The sequence below is a fragment of the Rosistilla carotiformis genome (assembly GCF_007753095.1).
In the GTDB taxonomy this organism is placed as follows: domain Bacteria; phylum Planctomycetota; class Planctomycetia; order Pirellulales; family Pirellulaceae; genus Rosistilla; species Rosistilla carotiformis.
In genome coordinates this window covers 1,039,387-1,064,324 of record NZ_CP036348.1, presented here as the reverse complement: position 1 = coordinate 1,064,324, position 24,938 = coordinate 1,039,387, and the positions used below count along the sequence as shown (strand labels likewise).

At 59.4% G+C, this 24,938-nt stretch carries 21 protein-coding genes and 1 pseudogene; 7 read left to right on the top strand and 15 right to left on the bottom strand.

The genetic code is table 11. The features are described 5' to 3' along the window. Positions 1 to 144 precede the first annotated feature (144 nt). Positions 145 to 1,521, bottom strand: coding sequence for an NTP/NDP exchange transporter (locus tag Poly24_RS03850; protein ID WP_231753456.1), 1,377 nt, complete (start codon positions 1,519 to 1,521; stop codon positions 145 to 147). A gap of 93 nt (positions 1,522 to 1,614) precedes the next feature. Here Poly24_RS03850 and Poly24_RS03845 point away from each other — a divergent pair, with 93 nt between their 5' ends. After that, positions 1,615 to 3,363, top strand: coding sequence for an AAA family ATPase (locus tag Poly24_RS03845; protein WP_145090722.1), 1,749 nt, complete (start codon positions 1,615 to 1,617; stop codon positions 3,361 to 3,363). Positions 3,364 to 3,528: 165 nt separating this feature from the next. On the opposite strand, the gene Poly24_RS03840 is transcribed toward Poly24_RS03845, so the two are convergent. From Poly24_RS03840 to Poly24_RS27770, 10 genes and pseudogenes are all read right to left on the bottom strand, one after another. Continuing rightward, positions 3,529 to 4,200 carry a hypothetical protein gene (locus tag Poly24_RS03840; RefSeq protein WP_145090719.1) on the bottom strand — a complete coding sequence of 224 codons (672 nt, stop codon included), beginning with the start codon at positions 4,198 to 4,200 and terminating at the stop codon, positions 3,529 to 3,531. Between the two features lie 87 nt (positions 4,201 to 4,287). After that, complete coding sequence (locus tag Poly24_RS03835; RefSeq protein ID WP_145090716.1) at positions 4,288 to 5,421, bottom strand: M24 family metallopeptidase; 1,134 nt, start codon at positions 5,419 to 5,421, stop codon at positions 4,288 to 4,290. 56 nt (positions 5,422 to 5,477) lie between these two features. Next, entirely contained in the window at positions 5,478 to 6,002 is a 525-nt protein-coding gene (locus Poly24_RS03830) for an NUDIX hydrolase (RefSeq protein ID WP_145090713.1), read from the bottom strand. A 169-nt stretch (positions 6,003 to 6,171) separates the two neighbouring features. Next, positions 6,172 to 8,652, bottom strand: a complete 2,481-nt coding sequence (locus Poly24_RS03825) for a sodium-translocating pyrophosphatase (RefSeq protein WP_145090710.1) — start codon at positions 8,650 to 8,652, stop codon at positions 6,172 to 6,174. A 510-nt stretch (positions 8,653 to 9,162) separates the two neighbouring features. Beyond that, positions 9,163 to 10,560, bottom strand: coding sequence for a hydroxysqualene dehydroxylase HpnE (gene hpnE / locus Poly24_RS03820; RefSeq protein WP_145090707.1), 1,398 nt, complete (start codon positions 10,558 to 10,560; stop codon positions 9,163 to 9,165). Positions 10,561 to 10,563: 3 nt separating this feature from the next. Next, a complete protein-coding gene (locus Poly24_RS03815) occupies positions 10,564 to 11,526 on the bottom strand; it encodes a phytoene/squalene synthase family protein (RefSeq protein WP_145090703.1) in 963 nt (320 codons plus the stop codon). Next, the gene (gene hpnC / locus Poly24_RS03810; RefSeq protein ID WP_145090700.1) at positions 11,523 to 12,422 is read right to left on the bottom strand and encodes a squalene synthase HpnC; all 900 of its coding nucleotides are present in this window, start codon (positions 12,420 to 12,422) and stop codon (positions 11,523 to 11,525) included. The genes Poly24_RS03815 and hpnC overlap by 4 nt, the downstream gene beginning before the upstream one ends. 199 nt (positions 12,423 to 12,621) lie before the next feature. Then, a complete protein-coding gene (locus Poly24_RS03805) occupies positions 12,622 to 14,361 on the bottom strand; it encodes an outer membrane protein assembly factor BamB family protein (protein ID WP_145090697.1) in 1,740 nt (579 codons plus the stop codon). Between the two features lie 249 nt (positions 14,362 to 14,610). Further along, positions 14,611 to 14,940, bottom strand: a complete 330-nt coding sequence (locus Poly24_RS27775) for a GyrI-like domain-containing protein (protein WP_145090694.1) — start codon at positions 14,938 to 14,940, stop codon at positions 14,611 to 14,613. Positions 14,941 to 15,133: 193 nt separating this feature from the next. After that, a pseudogene (locus Poly24_RS27770) lies at positions 15,134 to 15,562 on the bottom strand (SRPBCC family protein); the annotation flags it as partial. A 204-nt stretch (positions 15,563 to 15,766) separates the two neighbouring features. Between Poly24_RS27770 and ispH the strand changes: the two are divergent. Beyond that, positions 15,767 to 16,702: a 4-hydroxy-3-methylbut-2-enyl diphosphate reductase gene (gene ispH, locus Poly24_RS03790; RefSeq protein ID WP_145090688.1), complete on the top strand. Its 936-nt coding sequence runs from the start codon at positions 15,767 to 15,769 to the stop codon at positions 16,700 to 16,702. Positions 16,703 to 16,946: 244 nt separating this feature from the next. Here ispH and Poly24_RS03785 read toward each other — a convergent pair whose 3' ends face one another. After that, positions 16,947 to 17,357: a DUF1801 domain-containing protein gene (locus Poly24_RS03785; RefSeq protein WP_145090685.1), complete on the bottom strand. Its 411-nt coding sequence runs from the start codon at positions 17,355 to 17,357 to the stop codon at positions 16,947 to 16,949. A 233-nt stretch (positions 17,358 to 17,590) separates the two neighbouring features. Here Poly24_RS03785 and gltX point away from each other — a divergent pair, with 233 nt between their 5' ends. The 4 genes from gltX (at position 17,591) to Poly24_RS03765 (ending at position 21,339) form a co-directional block, all read left to right on the top strand. Then, positions 17,591 to 19,144: a glutamate--tRNA ligase gene (gene gltX / locus Poly24_RS03780; RefSeq protein ID WP_145090682.1), complete on the top strand. Its 1,554-nt coding sequence runs from the start codon at positions 17,591 to 17,593 to the stop codon at positions 19,142 to 19,144. 72 nt (positions 19,145 to 19,216) lie between these two features. Further along, a complete protein-coding gene (locus Poly24_RS03775) occupies positions 19,217 to 19,462 on the top strand; it encodes a hypothetical protein (protein WP_145090679.1) in 246 nt (81 codons plus the stop codon). 210 nt (positions 19,463 to 19,672) lie between these two features. Then, positions 19,673 to 20,167, top strand: a complete 495-nt coding sequence (locus Poly24_RS03770; RefSeq protein WP_145090676.1) for a hypothetical protein — start codon at positions 19,673 to 19,675, stop codon at positions 20,165 to 20,167. Continuing rightward, a complete protein-coding gene (locus Poly24_RS03765; RefSeq protein WP_145090673.1) occupies positions 20,164 to 21,339 on the top strand; it encodes a hypothetical protein in 1,176 nt (391 codons plus the stop codon). Before Poly24_RS03770 ends, Poly24_RS03765 begins: the two co-directional genes overlap by 4 nt. A gap of 89 nt (positions 21,340 to 21,428) precedes the next feature. Here Poly24_RS03765 and Poly24_RS03760 read toward each other — a convergent pair whose 3' ends face one another. After that, entirely contained in the window at positions 21,429 to 22,508 is a 1,080-nt protein-coding gene (locus Poly24_RS03760) for an endonuclease/exonuclease/phosphatase family protein (RefSeq protein WP_145090669.1), read from the bottom strand. A 289-nt stretch (positions 22,509 to 22,797) separates the two neighbouring features. Here Poly24_RS03760 and Poly24_RS03755 point away from each other — a divergent pair, with 289 nt between their 5' ends. Further along, the gene (locus Poly24_RS03755; protein ID WP_145090666.1) at positions 22,798 to 23,217 is read left to right on the top strand and encodes a M78 family metallopeptidase domain-containing protein; all 420 of its coding nucleotides are present in this window, start codon (positions 22,798 to 22,800) and stop codon (positions 23,215 to 23,217) included. A 51-nt stretch (positions 23,218 to 23,268) separates the two neighbouring features. Here Poly24_RS03755 and Poly24_RS03750 read toward each other — a convergent pair whose 3' ends face one another. Beyond that, on the bottom strand, positions 23,269 to 23,745 hold the full coding sequence (locus tag Poly24_RS03750; protein ID WP_145090662.1) for a carboxypeptidase-like regulatory domain-containing protein: 477 nt from the start codon (positions 23,743 to 23,745) through the stop codon (positions 23,269 to 23,271). A gap of 150 nt (positions 23,746 to 23,895) precedes the next feature. Next, entirely contained in the window at positions 23,896 to 24,882 is a 987-nt protein-coding gene (locus tag Poly24_RS03745) for a DUF1559 domain-containing protein (protein WP_145090660.1), read from the bottom strand. Positions 24,883 to 24,938: the final 56 nt, after the last annotated feature.

Sequence of the window (24,938 nt, the reverse complement as noted above, 5' to 3'; positions counted from 1 at the left end):
TGAACAGTAGTGCCACCCAAAGGCACCCGTCCAGGTCACCGCGTGGCCCGAATTACGTAGCCTTCGCCGCACTGCCTATTCCGCCGATCCTGAACGTGAGCGTTGGGCAGACGGGTACTCACTTTCGGATCCTTCGGGGCAAACTCAAACGTTCTCAATCGACGCAACACCATCGGCTTTGGCTTTCGACTCGCATTCCCCTGCCGCCGCGCGGCGGGTTTGTTGGCATCCCAGGTAGATCGCCAAGATTCCCCAAGCGATCACGACGGGGATCATCAACGCGTTCATTGCAGCCAGTCCAAGATGCCACTGGCGGATGAAAGCAAACGCTTGGCCGCTGATCGCATCTCCGCCGCGGACCACGACGGTGTCGATGAAGCTTTTCGATTTGTATTTGTCGGCGCGATCGACCACTGTAAACAAGACCTCTCGCGATGGAACCGTCACGCCGTAGACGACCCCGCGGCGGAGGACGTCGCTGATCGCCAGAACGGCGATCGATGGAAACAGCCCCAGCCCGATCAACGCCAGCAAGCAGACGATCGGCAGCAGCACTAGCGCCGCCGCGACTCCCATCCGTCGCAACACGAGCCCGACCACACCGGCTTGTAATCCCAGCGTCAGCAGCTGAGTAAACAGATTCAGTTTGCCAAACAAAGCGGTCTGCGCGTCGCGTTCGGGGATAAACTCTTTCACAAGTTCCGCTTGCACCAGATAAAAATGCGTGCCGGTCAATTGGCCCAGCAACAGGAACAGACAGATCATCGCCAGGTAAGGCGAACGGGCGACGTGCGTGATCCCTTCGAAGATCCCTCCGCCCGGTGCCGGTTCGTCGTCGGAAGACTTTGCGTCAGCCGACGACTCCGATTCAGCAACCCCGTCGGAATCGTGAACGTCGACTGCGGGTGGTTCGGCTTTCATCATCCGGCCAGCGCAAAAGACGCCAACTTCCAACAGCACGATCGGCAGCCACAGCAGGTTCTGCACGCCCAGGATCGTCGACAGCAGCGAGGTCAACAGCGAACCGACGATCGCTCCCAAAGTGCCTCCGACAGCGATCATTCCAAAGACGCGTTTGGCTTGGCGGCTGTCATAGAGATCGGCCAGCACGCTCCAGAAGACCGATGTGTTAAACAGGCTGAAGACGCTGGTCCAGATGAAGAAACATCGCGCGACCCAAACGTGGACCTCGGCACTTTCGACGTGCATCGCCAACCAGAACAGCAGCAGGTTGAGGGCAAAGAATCGGTAGACGATCGGCACCAAACGTTTGCGTTGGCAGCGAGCCACAACAAATGAATAGATCGGCACGGCGATCAGCATCGTTGTGAAAGTGCCCAGGAAAAGCCACGGCAACTGTTTCGTGCCTCCCTGAATCCCCATCGTCTCGCGGACCGGGCGGATCACAAAGTAGGCCAACAGAATGCAGAAGAACCAAGCGAATGCCCAAGCCGCCCGCCGCCGCTGGTCGGTCGACATCGCAGTCCACTGCGTTTGCCATTGGCGAATGAAGCCCATCATGCTGTCCCCGGTTGATTCCACGCCAATGCAAATGCTGATATTCTAGCGAGACGCTGGCGTTTGTATCACCGCATATCAATTGGACCTCAGGCAATGGACACTCCCAACGACGACGCCATATTGGCTTCGATCCGCACCTACCGCGAAGCCTTGCAACAGACGCGCGACCTGTTCATCAGCAGCGGTCGTCAGATCGTCGACCACGACGCCTGGATGCTCGACGGCGGCGAGACCGATTTCGTCAGCCAGATGGACGACCTGCACAGTGGCTTCATCATGAAAGTCTTCGCCGTCGGAGCGTCCAGCCAAGCGGCCAACCTGATCGAACAGCGTCAATTGGGACGCGTGCTGCTGACGCATCTGTGGGGCAAACCGATCATGGGGGCACAGCTGCGTGAGGCGGTCGAGTGGCTGTTGGATGAAGCCGAGAACTTCGAGTGGCACGACCTGATCCAACCCTTTATCGTCCTACCGCCGCTGCGCGATCGCTGGGGCGAAGTCATGGCACTGGCGATCCGGATGGCGAACATCGTCGCCAAAGCGGACGGTTTGATCGGTACCGCCGACGCGGCGCGGCTGCGTCAGTTGCAAGCCGATCTCGATCAAGCGGCGGCGCAAACCGAAGCTCATTTTGCTGGCGACAGTCGAACCGAGCGCGAGGTGGTTCGCAAAGTCGGTGAGGACTCGCAGCGGCTGCGCAAGAATCCAGAGCCTCCGCTGCGACAGGCATCGCCAGCGCCGACGGCTTCTGCGCAGGCCGGGCCCACGACGACCGAGCCGGCTGCCGAACCGGAACCTCAGCTATCGCCCGAGGAGCGGTTGCAGAAGTCGCTGGCGAAGCTGAACGAGTTGATCGGATTGGAGAACATCAAAGAGCAAGTCTCCACGCTGACGAACTTTTTGAAGATGGAAGCACGCCGCGTCGCCGAGGGGCTGCCGACGACCGAACCGAGCCTGCACATGTCGTTTGTCGGTAATCCGGGAACGGGCAAGACGACCGTCGCTCGGATCATCGCCGACATTTTTGGAGCTCTTGGCGTGTTGGACAAAGGCCAATTGGCGGAGACCGACCGCAGTGGATTGGTCGCCGAATACGCGGGGCAGACCGGACCCAAGACCAACGCCAAGATCGACGAAGCGCTCGACGGCGTGCTGTTTATCGACGAGGCGTACACGCTGATCGATGCCAGCGGGCAGGATCAATACGGCCGTGAAGCGATCCAAACGCTGCTGAAACGGATGGAGGATCAACGCGATCGATTGGTCGTGATCTTGGCCGGATATCCCAACGAAATGAACACGATGATCCGGTCCAACCCCGGGCTCAGTTCACGGGTCGGCACGACGATGGAGTTCATCGATTACACGCCGGGCGAATTGAGTCGCATCTTCGGCTTGATGTGTGGCAAGGCGAAGTACGAACTGCCCAGCGAAACCCGACGTCGCGTGCTGCATGGGCTGACCTTCTTATACGCCACGCGAGACCGTCACTTCGGCAACGGCCGGACCGCCCGGAACGCCTTCGAACGCACGGTCCGCCGGCTGGCAAATCGGCTGGCCGGAATCCAGGAGATCACACGTGGACTGCTGGTCACGATCGCTCCCGAAGATATCGAGATCCCCGATCTCTCCGACGAACAGCTCGACGCATTGGGCAAGCTGCCGATGAACGTCGAAGTGCAGTGCGATCACTGCCAGGCCAAACAACCGATCGCCGACACCTGCTTGGCAACCGAAGTCGTCTGCACCGCGTGCAGCAAAACGTTTGAACCGGGCTGGGGCGAACCAGTCTCGGAAACCGCGAAGGCTGCCGAAGCGGAAACCCAAGCACCGAAAAGCTAAACGACGCCCCAATCGTTTAACGAAGCGTAGTGGACGAGGCTACGAGTCCTTTTGCATCAGACCCAATCGCTGGGACTCGTAACCTCGTCCACTACGTCCCGCCGCTAATTTTTTTCCACGGTCCGAGGCTCCTTCGTTAAACGAGGTGGCATGTGGATGCCGGCCCTACGGGCGGCCGAAGGTGCTTTGCACCAGCACCGACATGCTTCCTTTGTTGTCGCGCGGTTCGACGTCGAACATCCGCAGCACCAACCTGCCCGTTTCGGGAGCGATAAAATCGGTCCCGTTGCCGATCGGGAACGGCTTTAATTTGCTGACGTCGGGCTGGCTGACGATCATCCCGATCAGCGTCCCCAGTTTGATCTTGTTGTTCTTCGGATCCATCTCTTTGGGAATCACCAGGCCATCGGCGTCGGTCTCGTTGACGACAATCCAAGTTCCTTTGGCTTCGATGTGGACCGGGTTCCCTTTGACAATGATGATCTGCGTATCCTGCCAGTCGCGATTCGCTTGGACCTCGACCACCTTGCGATCTTGGGTCGATTGAGCGTTCAAGATTCGTTTCAGCCCCAATTGAGCGGCTTCGTATTCGGGAATCAAACGGGTCATCGATTCGTAAACCTCGCGGGCTCCGTCGAGGTTCTTCTTGCGTTCGTATTCCGCCGCCAGTTTCTCCGCCTTGGAAACGAACTCCTTGTGCAGCCCCAGCAGTTCGGGATCGGTGACGGAGGAATCGCCTGTCGGACGCACACCGCGGCCTCCGCGCTGAGCCGATGCGATGGAGGTGAAGCCGACGACAAGCAGCACGACTGCTGCGGAAAGATAGCGAGGTGACATGCGCAAAGGTCCTGGAAAGGCAGACAAAAGCTTGGCGATTGGCAGACGAACAACGATGCCGTGGAACATTCTAATTGCTCGCCGCGGTCACTTCCAATCGAGTCCTTGATGCAAGGTGCCGAAGACGACCGGGCCGTCGGTGGTCGCGGCAACCATGTCCTCCACACGGACACCGCCGACGTTGCGACCATACAAACCGGGCTCGATCGTCAGGACTTCATTCGGCAGAATCTCAGGGCCGCCGTCGTCCAACAGAATCGGTTCGTGAATCTCCAGCCCGATCCCGTGCCCGGTGCCGTGTTGAATCGATGGATGGTCGGTGACCGTGCCGCGCGACAGCGGATAGCCGCGGTCGAGCAAGACGTCGGTCGACGCTTGGTGCACCGCGTCGCCGGTGTTTCCCACTCGCAGCGCAGCCGTCGCAGCGGCTTTGGCCTGAACCACCGCCGCGTGCATCTGCTTGACCTCTTCGGACGCTTGCCCGTGAACGACAGTCCGCGTGCAATCGCCCCAGTAGCGGCTGGACAAATCGCGCGGGAACAGATCGACGACGATCGGCACCTCGGTTCTCAGCGGCCCCGCGCCGGCGTGGTGACAGTCGGCGACTTCGGGAGCTGTCGCGACGATCGATCCATGTTCCATGGCAAAGTTGTGCTCGAGAAAGAACTGCGCGGCGATCGCTTTGACGCGTTCGCTGGTCAACAATTCCCCTTCGTGCACCAATTGGCCGCTGGCATTGGCGGTGCTTGCGGCGATCGTGCGGCACGCCAATTCCATCGCCCGCTGCGTCATCTCTTGAGCCGTTTGCAAACATTCCAGTTCGCGGTCGCTCTTGCTGCGGCGATCGATCACGCCCAGGTCGGCGTTGTAGGCGATCTCGATTCCCGCTTGTTGGATGTGCCAAGCGAAGATGAACGGCAGCGTGCGATCGGTTTGAATCGATGCGATCTTTTTGCGAGCCAAGAACTCGGCAACTGCTTGAGCCGTCGCGGTCGCGCGATCGGGACTCAGCCCACCAGCGGGAGCGTATTCGCCGGGCGAACCGAAATGGTTGGCAGTCAGTTGTCGCCGCGCGCGGTCGACTTCGATGTCGCGCACGATCACCGTCGTCTCACCATCGACTTGGATCCAAGCCGCGGGATCGCCGACGGACAACGGCATGCGGTGAAACAGCGAGGCGTTTTCGGCGGGGATTCCGGCTAACAGCGTGGTGGTTTGCATGATGACTTATGAGAGGCGAGGTGTTCAGAAAAGAAAGGCGTCGACAAGAGGTGCAGTTAGCGGTTTTGGCGGTCCAGCCAACGGCGAACCCACAGCAGGCCGGTCAGCGTTTTGCCATCTTCGAATTCGCCGCGATCGATCATCGCGTCGATCTCCGCCCAGGTGGTGATCCGGTTCACGATCGCTTCGCCCGCTTCTCGCGCATGATCCCCTTCGGTCAGATCCTCGGCGATAAACAGATGCATCAATTCGTCGGTGATCCCTGGCGAAGCGTAGAACTGGAGAGCCCGCGTCAGTTTGCCGGCGCGATATCCGGTCTCTTCGATCAATTCGCGAGCCGCTGTGACTTCGGCAGTTTCGTTGGGTTCACGTGTCCCGGCGGGCAACTCCATCAACGTCTTGCCAACGGTGGCTCGCGTGTTTTGAATCAACACGACGCGATCGTTGTCCAACAGCGGCGCGATCACCACCGCGCCGGGATGTCGAGCGACATGCCGCTTGATTGGGCTACCGTCAGCCGTCGGCACATCAATCTCATGGACATTAAACCGGATACCTTCAAAAACGATACGTTCGGCCACGACGTGACTCTCTGGGGTAGGTGGAGCGATGCAGAGAAGCCCAAGCGTAACACGATTGAGAATCGGGAGCTATAAGCCGGGGTGAGCAAGCAGGGCCGCTGCCTGTGTGGCAACGAGATGCGATCGAAAGCCCTGCTTGCGAATTGAAATACGCTTCTCACCAAGCACGCTACAGAATGCCCATCGCGACCAGGCTGAAGCGGACGACGAGGCCGGCGACGACAACGCTGACCATGCTCATCAATTTGATCAGGATGTTCAGGCTGGGGCCGCTGGTATCTTTGAACGGATCGCCGACGGTATCGCCAACAACTGCCGCTTTGTGCGCCTCGCTCCCCTTGCCGCCATGCGCACCACTCTCGATGTATTTCTTGGCGTTATCCCATGAACCGCCAGCGTTGGACATGAAGATCGCCAGGCAGAACCCGCTGGTCAAACATCCCGCTAACAGACCGATCACCCCTGCTACGCCCAACACCAATCCGATCGCGATCGGCAGCAACAGCCCGATCAGACTGGGCAACACCATCTCGCGCTGCGCCGCTTTGGTGCTGATCTCCACCGGCCGCTGGTAATCGGGTTTGACTTCGCCCGTCTTGATCCCCGGGTTCTCTTTCAATTGACGGCGGACTTCCAGGACCATGCCTTGCGCGGCGCGGCCGACAGCTTTCATCGTCATCGCACAGAACAGGAACGTCGCCATCGCCCCCATGAACATCCCGACCAGGACGCGCGGATTCATCAGCGACCCGTCGTAATAACGCATGAAGTCGCGGATCGTCGCGGTTCGCGTGGAGATCAGGTTTTCCTGAGTCGACGCGAGCAGAGGGGCACCGTTTTCGATTTGCGAGACTACCGCCGCGTCGATCCGCGCCGGCCCCGCCGACGTGTCGATCGCATTCCAGCCGTCCAACGACGTCGGATCGAGCGATGTGGTTGGCATCAACAGCAGCGGGGTGATCTCGTCGCCAGCTTTTTCGAGTGCAAACGACGGTGCGATCTTATAAAGACCATCTTCATCGATCTGGACCACCTCCGCCGTCGCCCAGCGATCAAAGCCGTCGCGGACTCCTTCGACATACGCCGCCAACAACGCCAACGCGGTGAGGGCTGCCGAACCGATCGCAAAGCCTTTACCGGTGGCCGCCGTCGTGTTGCCCAAGCTGTCCAACGCGTCGGTCCGTTGGCGAACGGTTTCTTCCAGCCCCGCCATCTCCGCGTTGCCGCCAGCATTATCGGCGATCGGTCCGTAGGCGTCGGTCGCCAGCGTGATCCCGAGCGTGCTGAGCATCCCGACCGCGGCGATGCCAACGCCGTAGAGGCCCAGCGGGAAGTATTGAAAGTTGTTGAAGTGACCGCCGCAGGCGAAGCCGTACGCGGCCAGCGTCGCAGCACAAACGATGATCACCGGCACCCAAACGCTCATCATGCCGTCGGCGATGCCGCAGATGATCAGCGTCGCCGGCCCGGTCTCCGCTTGTTCGGCTAGCTTCCGCGTCGGTTGCTGTTCGTCGCTGGTCGCGTATTCGGTCCACTTGCCGATCAACCATCCAGCTCCCAGCCCAACGATGATGCTGACCGCCACGCCGGGCAACACGCCCCACAGCATCGTGCCGGGAATACGAGGCATCAGCCACAGACTGACCAACACCGCCGCGACGACGACCAAGGCGGCTGAGAAATTGATACCGCGAGCCAACGCGTGCAGCAGTTGTGTCTGTGAAGTGTTTTCGCCGGTCCGAACGCGATAGATGCCAGCGATCGACAACAGGATCCCAACGCCAGAGATCGCCATCGGCAACAACATCGCGTCTAACTGGGCCGACTCGACCGAGACGCCTTCGGGCATCAGCGCCGGATTGCTCATCGCCGCCACACCCAGCGCCGACGCTGCCAAGATCGAACCGCAATACGATTCGTACAGATCCGCTCCCATCCCCGCGACGTCGCCTACGTTGTCGCCGACGTTATCGGCGATCGTGGCCGGATTCTGCGGCGAATCCTCTCGCATGTCCGATTCGACTTTGCCCACGAGGTCGGCTCCGACATCGGCAGCTTTCGTGAAGATGCCGCCGCCGACGCGAGCGAACAGCGCTTGGGCACTGGCTCCCATCCCGAAGCTGAGCATCGCGATCGAGATCTGTTGCAGCGACAGGGGATGCCCCAACATCGGACAGATCCAATACAGGATCGCAAACCAGACGGTGATATAGATCAGCCCCATCCCGACGACGGTCAGCCCCATCACCGCACCGCTGCGAAAAGCGATCTGCAAGCCTTGGTCCAGGGAATGTCGAGCCGCGGCGGCGGTCCGGCTGCTCGCCTGCGTCGCCGTCTTCATCCCAAACCAACCGCACAGCCCGGAGAAGAAGCCGCCGGTGACAAACGCGATCGGCACAAAACCGCTCTGCAAACCGAAGCCATACGCCGCCACCGACAACAGCGCCGCGACAACAATAAAGACGATCGTGACCCACCGGTACTGTTGCTTCAGATAGGCATCGGCCCCCTGGCGAACGCTCTCTGCGATTTCTCGCATCAGATCGGTTCCTTCGTCCGCCTCCATCATCGCCTTGTAAAAGCGGCGAGCCCAAACCAGGGCTGCGATGGCCGATGCAAAACAAACCAACCATACAATGCCTGCGTTCATTGCTGACTTCCTTTGTCTCAGTTGTCTACGTGCTGGGGTAGCACGCCGCGTTGAAGCGATCGTGTAGGGGAAAGCGAGCAACGCAACGAAATCGCCTGCTGCCCCGAAGCGGCAAGGCCGTTACGTTTGCTCAAGAATTTACCTCAGATTGAGTGGCCGTCGAGGGGGCAAGCCATCCAAGGACGCGATACCTCCCCCTGCAACAACCCCACCGGCAACCATGCCGCCACTGCAGCCAATCCGCTCGGTTTAATGGGGAACAAGTCAGCGAATTTTTTTCGTGACGAAGTATCCCCGGGGTCCATTGTATCGACGCTGGAATGCTAAGAGTTGGCGAAAGTCGCGTTCCGATCGTTTGACCGTCGGGGCAACGCCAGGCCCGACGGTGTCGGTCGTTACGCGATCGCCGCGCAGCACGCGGGGCACGCGGTTAAACGAAGCCGCGACCACGATGCGGGGGGCTTTGTTCAACCGCGAGAGCAATGTCCTGCGGTTTCTGGCCCACTGCACCTAACGAACCAACAACCGGGCGAGCCACGATTTCGCCAACGCCGGCCGCTCATTCCCGCTCGACCGCCCCAAGTTGTCGGCGATCTGGTCGGCCGCGCGATAGCCGCTGATCACGGCCGATTCCATCGTCGCGGGCCAACCGGTGGCGGTCCAGTCGCCAGCAAGCCACAGGTTGGGTAACCGTGTTGTCGCGGCGGGCCGACGTTTTTCAGTCGCCAGCGAAACCGAGTAGACCGATTTGGGATCGGTCACGATCCGCGAAGCGACAACGTTTGCCTCGCGGGCTGCGGGCAGCAATTCGCGAAGTTCGCCGACGACTTGGTCCAACAGTTGTTGCCGCGGCGGCAAGTCGCGCGATCCACTGATCACGATTTGATGATAGATCCTACCCGGTTGATCGCTTGCAAACGTGGGACGAAACAACCACTGGATCGTGCGGCCGACAAAGGCTAAGTGATCCGCATCGGTCAGCGTCCGGTCGCACCACAAATGGATCCCCGTGATCGGCGAGGCGGGGATCGATGCGATCGCGTCGCCATCGTCGACCGCATCGCTGGCATCACCTAAAACGTTTTGCAATTGATGCCACGGCGTCGCGATCAGCAGATAATCTGCGGCGATCGTCGAGCCATCGCTCAACCGCACGCCGGTCGCGCGTCCGCCGTGACTCTCGATCCCGACCGCCCGCGCCGACAATCGGATCTCGACGCCGCGCCGGGTTAAGTCGTCGGGCAAGCGTTGACCAAACAAGACCGAAAGAGGCAACTGAGGCACCCAGACGTCGCCAGCATCGCGGTGCGAAAGGAAGCCGTCAACCAAGACCTTCCGCGCCGGAGCGACAGCGACGCGATCGGTCGCCTCCCCGAGGGCGCTGACCAAAATCACGTCCCAAAATTCCCGGATCGCCGCTTCGGATTGCCCCGCAGCGGTCAACCAATCCTGCATCGTCGGCCAGTTCGCTTGGTCTTCCGGACGCAGACGCATCAACTTCCAAATTCCCTGAGCGATCGTTTTGCGAAGGTCTTGCGACAGGTAGCTTAAGCCCGAAAAAGCCTTCATCAGATGCAGCGGAGCGGGCAACCAACGCGAGCCCGCAAACGGACAGACTTCTCCCGCCGGACCGATGAACGTCAGTGATCGATAACGCCGCCAAGCGTCCAACTGGCCCGTCCGCTTCAAAAGATCCAACAGGTTCGTGCAGCAGCCCATGCCGACGTGTTGGCAATAATCGATCTCCGCCCCCGTAGTCGGATCGATGAAGGAACCCGCGCGGCCGCCGGTTTTGCTGCGAGCTTCGATCAGCGTCACCTTCAATCCGGCCTGCGACAGTCCCAGCGCAGCGGCCATCCCGGCCAATCCTCCTCCGACGATCGCAACGCGTGGCGGTGCCGTCTCCATCGATCAACCCTCTTGATCGCGGCGAGGCGACACGACGGCAAGCCGCCGCGGATAGCCGGGGACAAAGTGGCTAGCGGCGATGTTCATTTTCTGCCGCCAGGTCAGTCGCACGCGTCGCTGCAAAACCTGCAGCGGTTGCTGGCGGATCTTCTTCAACAACGCGTGATAGCTGTGCCACATCATACTGAACATCGGTCGCCCGTCGGCATGGATGCCATCCCAAGCGAGCCAACCCTGCTGGTAGTACGACTCGGCGCGGTCACCGTAATAACTCAGCAGTTCTAGCCAAGCTGCCTGTTGATCGTCGGTGGGCCGCTGCGGATCGACGCCAAACCGCTGCAGATCGGACTGCGGCAGATAACATCGCCCACGCTGCAGGTCTTCGCGGACGTCGCGCAAGATGTTCGTTAACTGGAACGCTTTGCCACAATCGATCGCAGCCTGCCGAGTTGCTTCCCCATGAAACTCCCAAATCTGCAAACAGACCAGCCCAACCGTCGATGCGACTTGGTAACAATAGGTGTCCAGTTCCTGTTGCGTTGTGATCGAGCGATCCAGCTGGTCGGCGAGCGCGCCGTCGATGATTTCGAGAAGCAGCGTCGGGTCGATCGCGTATCGCTTCTGCGCGTGTTGCAGCGCGGGCAGGATTTGCATCGCGAGTTCGGATCGCTTGCGAGATTCCGGTCCGGCGGAATGCAACGTCGACGCGGGAGGGATCAGATCGCCCGCGAAGGTCGCTTCGATCGTCTGCCGCCAGGCATCGAGCCAGCGACGTTTTCCAGCGATCTCGCCCGCCGCATCAGCGGCGTCGTCGGTCAGTCGAGCAAAAGCGTAGAACGCGCACATCGCTTGTCGTTTGGCTCGCGGCAGCAGCCAGAACGAAGGATAGAAGCTGCTGGCTGCTTGCCGAGCCACGCGAGCGGCTACGGCATAGCTGGCGTTGATCGAAGCGGGAGCGTTGTTCATCGGGCAGACCAATGCAGCCAAGCGGTACGCGCGACCCAGGCGAGCCGCGTCTTCAACGGCACTTTGCACCGTTTGCCCAGGATATCAAAATCGGCGTCGCGGATCGCTTGCAGTGCCGCTTCGCCGCCCGCAAGGATCAACTCCAAATCCAACCGCAGCCAGCGAGGCACCTGTTTCAATAACGGGCGGCCCTCGTCAAACAAGCGGCTTGCGATTTCGACCTGTTCGGAAACGAGCGACTTCAATTCCGCAGATGCTGTCGGCGCAGAGAGCATCGCATCGGTAACGCCCCACGCCTCGCAGCGGTCTTGCGGCAGATAGACTCGCCCGCGACGAAAGTCCTCACCAACGTCCTGCCAATGATTGGCCAGCTGCAGACCGGTGCAGATCGAATCGGACAGTAGCGCCCGCGACGGATCGAACGCCTCCGCCAAATGCAGGATCAGATGTCCGACGGGGTTAGCCGAACCGCGGCAGTAATCCGCCAGCTCTTCTTGAGTCGCGTATCGCGATTGGTCTTGGTCGCGGCGAAAGGCAACCAACAGATCCAGAAAAGGTTCTCGCGGAATCGCAAACCGCTCGAGCGTCGACTGCAACGCCACAAAAGCGATGTGCGTCGGTTGACCGTCGTAACAGCGCTCGAGTTGCTGTTGCCAAAGATCCAACAGGTAAAGACTCTCGGCTGGCGAAGCGATCTCGTCGGCGAGATCGTCCGCGGTGCGACAGTAGGTGTAGAGGTTGTAGAAGTCCTGGCGGAGATCGCGCGGCAGACAGCAACTGGCGACGACAAAATTCTCTCGCCGCGAGCGCGCATACCGTCGGCAGTAGGCCTGGCTCTCTGCGAGGCTTGGCGGCGCGGCGTTCGGATTTTCGAGCGGGCTGGCGGGGGAAGGCATGGAGGGTTTCAGGTCACAGCCCGGAAGGGTGATGTCTGCGGGGGACGGGGGCGTTCGACTGGCAACTTCACCCGCCCGGCGGAGCTGGGAGGGTTGAGAAACGAGCCTTCAGCGAGTTTTTCGGGGAGGGCACGATGCGGATTTCACTGAATGAGCGTAGTGCAAATGCGAGGCAATTCCAACCTTTGGGCCGCTGTGCCTAGGGCTCGGAATTTTCCGACGCTACGGGATCCGCAGCGGGTTGACTCAGCATCGGCAGGTCGATGCAAGCGGCTTCCAAATCGCTGCGGACCAACAGCTTCGATCCGTACAAACAGAGCGTGTTCCAGCAGATGCCGTCGATCGTTTTGATCTCGCCGTATTCGTGATACTCTTCGGGCGAAGCGTCGATCAAATGCAGCGTTCCCGATTCGCTGTGGATCAAAATTTTGTCGCCGACCAACAGGATCTGACCGTGCCCAAACCGGCCGCGCTGTTTCCAGTTTCGCGTTCCGTCGCTGAGGTCGGTCGATTCCATAAACCCGTTGGAAAGCGAGTAGCCGTGCCCGTCGTAGATCACGGGGCTGGTCAGTTTCGTTTTCAGAACGCTGGCGTTATACCAGACCGATTCGGGCGTGATCTTTTCGCCGTCGACATTCAATCGAATCCGTTCGCCACCGCCGCCGGGATAGCCTTTAGTCGTCATCACGTCGGTCTCCGAAACGACCGACAACTGCGAGGTGTTCGCGCCGCCGTCGCTGTCGCCGCTGCGTTCGAACGTCCACAACACGTCGCCCGTTTCGGGATTGAATCCCATCGCCTGGCTCTCCGCGGTCATCAGAATCTGCCGGATGCCAGAGACCGTTGCGATCGTGGGCGATCCGTAAGCGATCATCTCGTCGCCGCCGCGCCACTTCAGTTCGCCCGTCTGCAGATCGAAGGCCATCAACGTCGCCTTCGTTCCGTCGCGCGGCCCACCGCCGGCGATGATCACGCTGTCGTCGACGATCAACGGAGAATTGCTGCGGCCCCACGCCAGCGACGTGTTCTCTTCGTATTGAACCGTCAGCCCATCGTTGTCGGTCGTTTCCGCCAGCTCGATATCCAACAGTTCGTTCAGATCCACCTGCCAGAGCGGCGTTCCATCGGCGCCGTCCAAGCAGACGAAGTTGCCGACCGCGCCGACGGCGTAAACCCGCCCGTCGTGGATGACGGGCGTCGACCGCGGACCGACGTGTCCGAGGTTCATCGCGTCGCGGTGCCGGGCCGGATGCTCGTACAACCAGACCAGCGTGCCATCGTCGATCTTATAACAACTGACGCATTCGTTGACGCCACGCTGTTCCATCGTGACGGCAAAGCCATTGCGAGCGACGAAGCCCGGCCAACCGAGGCCGATCGTTTTCTTCCACAGGATTGGACTGTCGGCGAATTTCTCGGGATCGATCTGAGCGTCGACGCTGCCGGTCTGCTCGCGTCCCAGGAACTGAGCGAAATCGGCCGGCGTTTCGGTTTTCAGATCGACGGTCACAACTGCGGCGTCGTCGGCCAGCGCCGCCGGTTGGGCTCGCTCGGTCCAGACCGGCTCGAACCGCAGGAAATCGATATCGCCGCCGCCGACCGGGCGAAACAGACTCAGAAATCCGAGCGGCAGTCCGATCAACAGGCCCGCCACGGCGATCCGCTGCGGCCAGTTCCAACCGCTCAACAGCAACGCCCAGCCAGCCCATCCCAACAACAACGCCCCGGTGCCGAACAAGGTGATCACATTCAGCACATCCATGCTGATGCCAGCCAAGTCTTCCAGTTCGATGATGAAGTAGCGACCGCCAATGGTGAAGGCGGCGAACAACAGCGTCAGCGCGACCAGGATCACCGGTTTCCGCCCCGGCTTGCGTGCCGGCGGGGTGGACGCATCGGTGGCAGCCGGTTCGTTTTCGGGAGTGACATCGTCGGACATGGGACTTCGCTCGTTAGGTGTTTTTTCTTACGGGAGAACCGGACGCTATCGCGTGCCAAGTTGATACCTTACATCGAATCGCAGATTTGCACTGGGTGGCCAACTTCGTTTTTTGGGCCCGACCAGGAATCGACGGGTTCATTTAAACGCGGCGTCCCCAAGGGGTTCGCACGCGGGGATCGGATCTTGGCCCGGGGGGCGGTCGGCTCGCGAAAATCGGTTGCCCGTTGGCGTTTTAAAAACGGAAAGCTATCGCAACGGCAGATAGATGTCGGTGACAAGGTCTTCATCGGCCGTATCCTCCGGCGTGTTGCGGTAGATCTCCAGCGTCTCGGTCTTTGCGAGTTTACGTTTTCGGTAATTGGCAAACTGGTGAGCACCACTCCACGCATTGCCAAGGTTTTCGTAACTGCCGACATGCTTGACGTGCAACGCCTTGGCTGCCGGGATCGAGCACTCGACGAGCCCCGCCGGCAGTGAGACGCTTGGATCGACGACAAATCCGCAAGTGAATTCGAACTGGCCACGCATCATGTCGCTGGGGTGGTAAACGCTCAACATCTCCCCGTCCAACGGCATATTGCGTCGCGAGAACTCTTCCCCAACGCGAGCGAAGGTCTTCTCCAACGCGAGCGAAGGTCTTCTCCATCACCGGACCGATCTCGGCCAGTTGGCACGACTCGCGGAGCCCGATAACGCGGCGAGGCGGAATTTTTTCGATTCCTTCGACCGTACTCTTCGACAACACGCGGCCGGTCTGGATGTATTCGCGGAGCATTTTGAGGCCGCGTTGGTAATCCATACCGATAAAGGTCTCCATGTTGCGTCGCATCCAGAACAGGAACCAGGGGAGGGTGCCATCCATCGCCCAGGAGAGCCGCGTCTGGCCAGCTTCGCTTTGCACGCTGAATTCGACCTGCGACGTTGATTTGAACGGCTTTTCGAATCGCAGCGTGTCGACGATTTTGCGAGGGCGATCCAATTGGCGGTGTTCGATCTCCCCCCGCCCGACGAATTCGCCGCTCCAGCGATAGATCGATCCGACGCTCTTGGGGTCATCGGTCACGGTCACGACAGCTTCGTGGGCGATCACAAACCAGGGGGACCAGGTACTCCAGGTGCTGAAATCGGCGACGGTATCAAATACGGTTTCAGCGTCCGCATCGATCAGGATCGAACGCTCGACACGATAGGCTGGCATGGCGAGGACCTATTTAATATGAAGGGGGACTGCGAAGGAGCGAATCGGTGGTGGCAGCGACTGCGGCGGCCGGCTGCAAATCAACGACCGATTCGCCTAAGCAGAACGCGAAAAGGGCGTTAGGCAGAAAATCGTTGTCCGGTTATCCTATCGGTAGCGGAACTTCGACGAAATTGATGACCTCGGGATAAAGACGATTCTACTATGAAAATTCACCTTGCCGCGCCGCGTGGGTTCTGTGCGGGCGTCAACATGGCGGTCGAGAGCCTGGAGATCGCGTTGGAAGCGATGGGGCCGCCGGTCTATGTCTATCACGAGATCGTCCACAACCAATACGTCGTCCGTACCTTCCGTTCCAAAGGGGCCGTCTTTGTCAACGAATTGACCGACGTTCCCGAAGGGGCCACCGTCCTCTTCTCCGCTCACGGAGTCGCCCCCGCGACGCGTGAACTAGCGAAACAGCGGAACTTGACGGCGATCGATGCCACCTGCCCCCTGGTGACCAAAGTCCATCTCGAAGCGATCCGATACGCCAAGCAGGGCTATACGATCTTCTTGATCGGCCACGACGGCCACGACGAAGTGATCGGCACGATGGGGGAAGCTCCCGAGGCGATTATCCTTGTCGAAACCGAAGAGGATGTCGACAAGTTGGACGTGTCGGACGAATCGAAGCTGGCTTATCTGACGCAGACCACCTTGAGTGTCGACGACGCGACGCGGATCATCAACCGCTTGAAGGCTCGCTTCCCCGAACTCAAGGGGCCTCCCAAAGATGACATCTGCTACGCGACGCAGAACCGCCAGGAGGCAGTACGATTGTTGAGCGACGCCGCGGATGCGGTGATCGTGTTGGGGAGCCAGAACAGTAGCAACAGCCAACGCCTGCGCGAGCTGGCCGAATCGCCCGATCGCCCCGCCTTCTTGATCGACGGTCCCGAAGACCTTTCGGTCGACCAGTTCCAAGCCGATTGGACCGTCTTGGTCACCGCCGGTGCCAGCGCTCCCGAATCGGTCGTCAACGCCACGATCCAGTGGCTCGAAGAGAACTTTGCCGCCGAAGTCGAACTGAAAACCGTCCGCGAGGAAAAGGTCTCCTTCCCGCTGCCCAAACCGCTGCGTCAGTACGCGAAGAAGTAGTTTTTATACTTCACCGCTTCGATTAACCGCGCAATACCGTTCAACGAAGCGTAGTGGACGAGGCTACGAGTCCTTCTGCATGCATCAGACCAAATCGCTGGGACTCGTAACCTCGTCCACTACATCACGCCGCTAATTCTTGCGACGGTCCGAGGCTCCTTCGTTGAACGGTATTGCGGCTAAACGACGAAGGCGATCGGCTGAAGCCTCGACTCCAGCGCGGGGGATTCGTCTCCATCCTGCATCAGCAGGCGTATCCGTGGGTGTATTGCCGGGCGATGATCTCGCGTAGGACCTCCAAGTCGACGTCGTCAAGCTTGTTGATGTACAGACAGGCGACCGATCGTTTGTATTTTCCCAGTCGTTGGTACAGCGAATCGGCACCGTCAAAGGTGTCGCTGACGTAGAAGGTCATGTTCGACTTGCGTGGCGAGAAGGCGGCCGCCGGCATGTCCCCTTCGCGCCCCGTCGCGTAAACGTAGTGATATGTTCCGAACCCAATGATCGACGGCCCCCACATCACCGCTGGCAGGCGAGTGATTTCCTTGTAGATCGCCAAAGCTGTCAAAGCGTCCGCCCGCCGTCGCGAGTTGTCGATCGCTGCGATAAAATCGTCGACGCTGGCGTCGGTCGGCTGAGTTTTGTTTTCGGCCATGGGACGTGATTCTCCGAGGATCTCGATGCGAGACGTTGGCTTGATCGGCCGCGGGACGCTGGGTGGACTAGCGGATCTTCGTCCAATCGATCAGGCTAATGGGGCGAATCGGCTTGGAATCGACGCCGATGCCGGTGGTCGTGGCAACGCCCAGCGGCGTGAGCTTCGCTTCACCATATTAATGTTATTTGACGTTCGCTTTTGATTCTCGTTTCCATCGACACCCCAGTTCTATGATCCGCACTCGCTTTGCCCCCAGTCCGACAGGTTACCTTCACATCGGCGGCGTTCGCACGGCGCTGTTCAACTGGCTGCTGGCACGGCAGGCGGGAGGCCAGTTCATCTTGCGGATCGACGACACCGATCAACAACGGAACGTCGAAGAAGCGTTGCAGCCGATTTTGGATGGCTTCCGCTGGTTGGGAATGGACTGGGACGAAGGCCCCGAAGTCGACGGCCCACACGCTCCCTATTACCAGTCGCAGCGAGCCGATCGCCACCGCGAAGCGGTCGATCAATTGCTGAAATCAGGCCACGCCTACCGCGACTTTGCCAAGCCGGAAGAACTGCAGCAGCAGCGTGAGGCGGCGGAGAAGGCGGGAGGCGCATTCGTCTACGACCGACGTTGGATGGCGGAAACCGAAGAGCAAGCAGCGGCGTTCGAAGCCGAAGGGCGAGCCGGCGTGGTGCGGTTGAAGATGCCTCGCGAGGGAGTTTGCCAAATCGACGACCTGGTCCGTGGCGAGGTCCGCGTCGACTGGGCGGCTGAACAGGACCACGTGATCCAACGAGCCGATGGTTCGTGCCTGTATCACTTGGCGACCGTTGTCGACGACCACGATTTTGAAATCACTCACGTCGTTCGCGCGGCCGAGCACCTGCCTAACACGCCGCGGCAGATCTTCATCGCCCAATCGCTTGGGTTCGAACTGCCACAGTTCGCGCACCTGCCTTACGTAGCCGAACCGGGCGGATCGGCGAAGCTGAGCAAACGGAAGCTGGACAAATATCTGAAGCAACGCGACTTCGCGGCGCTGACCGACTACGGCAAACGGATCGCCGACCGGATCGGGATGGATACCGATGCCAACACGTTTAATCCTGTGATCGTCGACTTCTATCGCGAGATCGGTTTCCTGCCCGATGCGATCTTGAACTATCTGATGCTGCTGGGATGGTCGCTGGACGGTTCGACCGAACGGTTCACGCGCGAAGAGATGATCAAGCACTTCACTTTGGCTCGGGTCAACAAGAGTCCGGCCAGTTTCGATCCACAGAAGCTGTTGGCTTTCGAAGCCGATCACATGGCCGACTTCGACGTCGATCGGAAGGTCGAAATGGCGTTGCCGTTTCTGCTCAAAGCGGGCTGGGTTGCGGAAGCCGACGACGCGACGCGGTCGCGCGTGCGGCAAATCGTGGCGGCGGTTGGCGATCGCTTGAAAGTTGCTGGTGACATCATCGATTACGAATTCTGTTTCATTCCGGCCGATCGACTGACCTACGTCGAGAAGGATTTCGAAAAACGAATCCGCAAGCCCGAAGAGGCCGTGGGGCTGCTGAAAGACCTGGCCGTTGAACTCGCCAAGGCCGACGACTTCAGCGTCGCCGGAACCGAAGTCGCCGTGAAGGCGTTTGTCGAGGCGAAGGAGATCAAGATCGGTCAGATCATCCACGCGCTGCGTGTTGCGACGACCGGTCAGGCTGTCGGGTTTGGGATGTTTGAAACGCTAGCAATTCTGGGACGTGAAGAAGTCTTGCAGCGGATCGAAATCGCGGTTAATCGATAGATAGCCGTCGGCCGAAATAGACGGCTGAGTCGATGCGTGACGTTTCCTTGTATTGCTAGCAGGGTTGCCAGGATGGAGCCTTCCGAACAGCTTGATCTAACGAGTGATCCCAACGGTTCGGCCAGCCGCGGCGGCGACAGCAAAGCCAAACCGTTTTTGGGCGTGGTTTTCTCTTGCTGCAACATCTACGTGCGGGTCTATCGCGACCGCAAGGGGGGAGCGTTTTACGAGGGACGCTGCCCGCAATGTTTCGCAAAAATCCGCTTCGTCGAAGGCAACGGCGGCCGCCGCGATACGTTCTTCCGGACGCAGGGGTAATGTCTTGCGGTGCGTTGGAGTGGAGGCTTCAGCCGACGGTGCGCATCGTTCGGCTGAAGCCTCGACTCCAGCGCGGAGGGATGCCTTTCATATCTATTGCTTTGGCCGATTCCGATGTGGTAGAAGCCAGGTCGTTGACCATTTGCTATTGGCCGGGAGGGACGACCTTTCCGGCCGCGGGAATCGGCCGTTGCTTGAGGCACCCCTGTCTTGTTGTCGGAATATAAAGTCAGCCGTTGCTCGCGACGCTGCAGCGTCCTGGATCGGCCGCTGAAGCCTGGCGAAACGTTTTATTCGGTCGTCTTCGAAGACGACGAGGATTTCGCGCGCAAGGACATCTCCGCCGAGGCTTGGGAAGGACCGCCCGAAGAGGCGATCGGTTGGTGGCAGGGCAAGATGCCCGAGGCTGGAGCTGGTCGGATGAAGCTGGCTCCCAACCATGTGCTGTTGGACCTGCTGAAACAAATGTCCGAACAACCGCATCGTGAAGCGGTTCGCTATCTGCTGGCACTGATGTTGATGCGGAAGCGGGTCGTCCGCCCGTTGGACCATGAGGAAGGGGCAGTCGATGGGATGTTGGTGGTCCAAGTGCTCGCCGACAACTCGCAAATCGAAGTCGCCGAGTGCGAGATCCCTCGGGAAGAGCGGGATCAGATCCGCGACGAATTGACCGAACTGCTCTACTGCGAAGTCGAGGAATCATGAATCCACGGGGCCCCAACTCGGAACCATCGCATCGCCAACGCTGGCTGCAGATTTTGCTGACACTGTCCGTGACCTGGGTCGCCGGTGGTGCAACCTGTTATCGTGGCAAAGCGGTCACCGATTTCAGTCCGCCGCCGGAGATCTTCGAAGGAACGCCGTCGCGCGAAGAATTGGCGGCAGCTGTCAATCGAACCGATCGGATCGAAAAACTGCAAAGCACCTCCGCATCGATCAAGGTCTTGAGCATGCCGGCGCTGCCAAGCCTGCGCGCGAACTTGGCGTTGGAACGGCCGCGGCGGATTCGGATGCGAGCCAGCCTGCCCGTGGTGATGGGAAGCGGGATGGATCTGGGGAGCAATGAAGAGCTGTTCTGGATGAAGATTCCCGAAGGGATGGGGACCAGTCTCTATTTCGCTCGACACGAAGATTACCAACGGCAATTGCAGCGAGCGATTCTGCCGGTCGACCCGACGTGGTTGGTTGACGCCTTGGGGATGGCTCACATCGACGTCAATCAAATCGAAGAAGGGCCGACGGTGCGAGCTGACGGCAAGCTGGAACTGAAGCTGTCGCAACCGATGGTCGACGGGACGTATCGCCGTGTGATGGTGATCGACCAGCGGCAGGGTGTGGTCACCGAATTGCTGCTGTACGGTCCCGATGGTCGCTTGCTGGCAAACGCCTCGGGCGAGGACTTCCGTTACTTTGAGGAAGTGCAATGCAGTCTGCCGCACGATGTCCAACTGCGGCTGACGCCCAACGGAGGCGAACCGCTGGCGCTAAAGATCGAAGTCGGATCGTATTCGGTGAACCAATTGCTGTCGGACGATCCGCGTCTGTTTGCGATGCCACAAGATGGCAACGAACGGCCGATCGATCTAACCACGATCGGCCAGCCGCCGATGAGTCCGGTGCCGCCGACCTACAACGTCCCACCACCGCAAGCCAGTTACGCGCCGCTGCAAGGTTTCCCGCCGCCAACCGTTAGTCCGCCACCAGCGAATTACCCGCAGACAAACTATCCGCCGCCGCAGGCCCAAGCTGCGATGCCGGCCGCCAGCTATCCGCCGCCGCAAGCGCAATACGCCCCGCAGCAGCCACCCTACGCACCGGCTAGCGGTTACGTCCCGCAGGTTAGCCAAGGGACAACCTATCGCGGCGTTTATCGTTGATCCATAAACGAATCAACCGATTTCAACGCGACATGCCGCGAGGGTGATCTCGTTTGGTCGATGCCTTCCGTTCCCAGCTGCCACGAAGACTATTCGATAGCCATGTCGGCGAAGACCATCAAGTGATCGCTGGCGGCGCGAGAATCACCGACGTTTAACCGCTCTCCGTATTTCGGCAGTCCCGCATCGGGGTCGCTGACTTCGGAATTGAGGACTTCGTGGCCTACAACTTCGATCCCCTCGCTGTGAGCGATGTAGTCGATCTTTACAGCGGTCTGTAGCGCCGGATTGGGCGTGCCTGCCCAAACCGTGTTCCGGTTGCCATCGGTGTCGGTCGACTCCAGCAACCGTAGACCAGCTTGCTCGCACTGAAGATTGGGATAGGGGACGTGCTGCACGGGAAAGTCGATATCAGCACCTAACACAAACCCGCTGAACACTCCATCGGGCTGAGCCGCAAACGCGTCGGTTTGCGGGCTGCGGTTATCGTCGTTCCAATCTCCCATCACGACGACATCGAGATTAGGATCTTGCTTCCGCTTCGCGTGGATGTCTTGCTTCAGCCGAATCCATTCGATCGCTCGCGGGAACTCCAACGCAGGCCTTTTGACGTTTGCACATGGCCCCTTGTAACACCACGATTCGGTGTGAACGACGTAGACCAACAAGTTCCGACTCTCATGCCCCACATCGAGCACAGCCCACAAGTGCTTACGTCGGAATTCATTCGCTGGTGCGGTGGAGCCAAGCGAGCCCGACGACAGTACCGGATAACGCGTGAGCAACGCCGGCTGCAAGCCGCCCGGCTGAGTGACCACGTTGGGCAGCCCGGGGACCAGCGTCGGCAGCAATGCATGGTCCGCGTCATTGATCTCGCTGAGCCCCATGATATCCGGGGCGGTGCGTTGGATCTGACGCACAACCGCAGCCCGATGCGATGCATTGGCCAGCCCCAAATAGATATTGAAAAATCCAATTCGAAACTCAGCCGGCGACGGCGTCTCCTCGGCTGCGGTTATGGTCATCATACTGGTCAGCACGGTAGCGACCGCGGCTCCGACAAACATCCGCAATGCAAATGTCCTACCGGCAAACGAAATCCTCCGGCGGAGGCCTAGGACTGCGTGTGGCGTCGATCGCGGGATTGCTGGCTGGGCTGTGTGGTTCATCGGCGTCTCCTCGATGCGTTGCCAATTGGCTGACAGGCGGTTCCGTTTTCGTAGCTGCGACTCCCTAAGCTAGAGACAACCAAAGCGCCGATCAATCGCACGATCGTCGAATATTAATGATCCGCGACGGCAACGCGACTTGCGATACCAACTCTAAACAGGGGGCCGTTGGGAACCGCAGGGCGAACCGTTATATTTTGCTGTTTGGAAGACGCGGGCAATCGAAATCGGCTAGCCTCGTGTTTCCGCGTCTTGGATCCTTTGAATCGCCGGTTGATGCAATACGACTATGTCAGACCACCGCGAGGCTTTTGCGACTTTCATCAAACCGTTTGCCGAATTTCCGGCGCTGCAACAGCGCGTGCTGGATGTGTTGGAATCTCTGCCAGCGGACGTGCAGTTGGATTTCGCCAGCGATCCACGGTTCGATGTCGCAATCGAAGACTACCAGCCCGGCAAGGGATCGCGGCTGTTCATCGCCAGCCCTGGAGCGGTTGGCAAAGGAAGCCGCTGTGTCGTGCTGCGGCCGAAGCTGGATCGGGCATCCGAAGCGTTTGCAAAATACGTGATCGCTCACGAATTTGCGCACGCACATCTGCACAACGGGGGCTGGGGAGAGATCACCGACATCGAGCAAGCCGCCGACGCCCTCGCCGCTTCATGGGGCTTTGATCGGCCGGAACAGACCGGCTGGGCGTGGCTGCAATAGCACCTCAATCAGCCATCGATATGGCTGATTGATTTTGATCCGCGACCGAAATCAGGCTTCCGCCATGGAGTTTTCGGAAACGTAGTCACCATTCTTCGGGCGACTTTTCAAATCAAACGTGTAAGTCTTTTCGCCATCGTTCGAGATCGAGATGACTTCGATTCCATTCTCTCCATAGACAATTGGAATCGATACACTTTTGCCCGACTGCGAATCGGTCGTCTGGTCGGTCGATTGAATTTGAACCAGATAGTTTCCTGCGGCAATCCCTTCACCGTATTGCGGGGTCTCCAATTTGAAGGTTCCCGAATTGTCGGTCGTAGCAAATGCACGCGGTAACGTTTCGCTGTAAAAGACGAGACTCGCATTAGCGACCGGTGAACCGTCCAGGTTCACGACACCCGATACCGGGACCATCTCATAACTTGGCAGCGAATCGCCACAGCCGATCGCCGTGATCAGCAGTAGAAACGCAGCAGCGGTATTGGTAAACGCGGGGATACACGAGGCGGGATGAGAGGTGGGCATGATCTTCGTTGGCTCCTCGCTACAAGAAGGGAAGGGGCGTAGCGTCGAGAGATGGAAACAAAAGAGAGACTTAAAGTCAGAAGCTGCGAGCAGTACAGACCGCCGGCAGCTTCTATATTTAATACATCGCTTAATCGCGCGACGATCGGATTAGTAGTCGTCGCCGGTGACTTCACCGTCTTCTTTGTTTGCGATACGGTTGATGGTCACGCCATCCATCGTCTCTGCAAAGAAGCGAGTGCTACCGTCGCTTACGACAAACTGAGCTCCGCCGGGATGGTGCGATCCAAATGCGTAGGAGCTCGAACCGTTGATCCCATAAAGCGAACTTTGCGAGCCACTTGCGGTGACGCCACGCAGCGTTTGATGCGTGGCAACGTTACTGCTGGCACCTCCAGTGGTCACGCCGATCCAAACGGCTCCGCGATATTGAATCAAGTCTCCCGCAGAGTCGCGGGTTCCATTGGCGCCGAAGGGGACTTCGCCGATCATCACCGTGTGCGTCGTCCCATCGGTGACGTCGCGAAACTTGGTGGAGCTGTTCGCGGAGAAAATACCATTGCCACCTTTGATACAGCTTCCCTGATAGTAGCTGCAGTCGTCGCCACTGTAGTTGTATTGGGTGTTCAGATCGCCAAACACACCTTTGTAGGTCGATAGTCCGTGGGATGGTTCGGAGCTTGAGTTCTTGAACTCAGGGTTGAGATCCTCTTTGGCAGGTGCACTTGGGCAGACAAAAGCGGAAACCAATGGCTGCGAGTATTCCAAAATCGTTGGATCGTCGCTGGCGAACTGGTCGTTCACTTGAAGCGCTTCGTAGCGATTGTTTTCTTCGATCTGAGGAAGAATCATCGTTCCCCAACCCCAACCTGGTCCGGAGAAGGTGGAATAAGAGTAGCTGCGGCGATAGAAGCCAGCGGGGAAGCAACCATACGTGTCGTGGTAGTTGTGCATTGCCAACCCCATCTGCTTCAGGTTGTTGCTGCATTGCATTCGCCGGGCAGCCTCCCGAGCCTGCTGGACAGCCGGCAACAGCAGGCCGACCAGGATTCCAATAATCGCAATCACCACCAACAGTTCAACAAGCGTAAATGCGCTTCGTTGAATCTTTGATGCTCGTGCCGTCAGTGTAGTCATCGGATGTTCTCTTTAGGTCTAAGTGATGAATTCATGAGTAACGAATGTTGGGGGGC

Coding starts and splice junctions, on each gene's coding strand:
- Poly24_RS03750 (WP_145090662.1), bottom strand. CDS start 23,745: ATGCCCACCTCTCATCCCGCCTCGTGTATCCCCGCGTTTACCAATACC.
- Poly24_RS03745 (WP_145090660.1), bottom strand. CDS start 24,882: ATGACTACACTGACGGCACGAGCATCAAAGATTCAACGAAGCGCATTT.
- Poly24_RS03775 (WP_145090679.1), top strand. CDS start 19,217: ATGGAGCCTTCCGAACAGCTTGATCTAACGAGTGATCCCAACGGTTCG.
- Poly24_RS03850 (WP_231753456.1), bottom strand. CDS start 1,521: ATGATGGGCTTCATTCGCCAATGGCAAACGCAGTGGACTGCGATGTCG.
- hpnC (WP_145090700.1), bottom strand. CDS start 12,422: ATGCCTTCCCCCGCCAGCCCGCTCGAAAATCCGAACGCCGCGCCGCCA.
- gltX (WP_145090682.1), top strand. CDS start 17,591: ATGATCCGCACTCGCTTTGCCCCCAGTCCGACAGGTTACCTTCACATC.
- Poly24_RS03760 (WP_145090669.1), bottom strand. CDS start 22,508: ATGAACCACACAGCCCAGCCAGCAATCCCGCGATCGACGCCACACGCA.
- Poly24_RS03785 (WP_145090685.1), bottom strand. CDS start 17,357: ATGGCCGAAAACAAAACTCAGCCGACCGACGCCAGCGTCGACGATTTT.
- ispH (WP_145090688.1), top strand. CDS start 15,767: ATGAAAATTCACCTTGCCGCGCCGCGTGGGTTCTGTGCGGGCGTCAAC.
- Poly24_RS03815 (WP_145090703.1), bottom strand. CDS start 11,526: ATGAACAACGCTCCCGCTTCGATCAACGCCAGCTATGCCGTAGCCGCT.
- Poly24_RS03840 (WP_145090719.1), bottom strand. CDS start 4,200: ATGTCACCTCGCTATCTTTCCGCAGCAGTCGTGCTGCTTGTCGTCGGC.
- Poly24_RS03805 (WP_145090697.1), bottom strand. CDS start 14,361: ATGTCCGACGATGTCACTCCCGAAAACGAACCGGCTGCCACCGATGCG.
- Poly24_RS27775 (WP_145090694.1), bottom strand. CDS start 14,940: ATGCCGTTGGACGGGGAGATGTTGAGCGTTTACCACCCCAGCGACATG.
- Poly24_RS03825 (WP_145090710.1), bottom strand. CDS start 8,652: ATGAACGCAGGCATTGTATGGTTGGTTTGTTTTGCATCGGCCATCGCA.
- Poly24_RS03765 (WP_145090673.1), top strand. CDS start 20,164: ATGAATCCACGGGGCCCCAACTCGGAACCATCGCATCGCCAACGCTGG.
- Poly24_RS03835 (WP_145090716.1), bottom strand. CDS start 5,421: ATGCAAACCACCACGCTGTTAGCCGGAATCCCCGCCGAAAACGCCTCG.
- Poly24_RS03755 (WP_145090666.1), top strand. CDS start 22,798: ATGTCAGACCACCGCGAGGCTTTTGCGACTTTCATCAAACCGTTTGCC.
- Poly24_RS03845 (WP_145090722.1), top strand. CDS start 1,615: ATGGACACTCCCAACGACGACGCCATATTGGCTTCGATCCGCACCTAC.
- hpnE (WP_145090707.1), bottom strand. CDS start 10,560: ATGGAGACGGCACCGCCACGCGTTGCGATCGTCGGAGGAGGATTGGCC.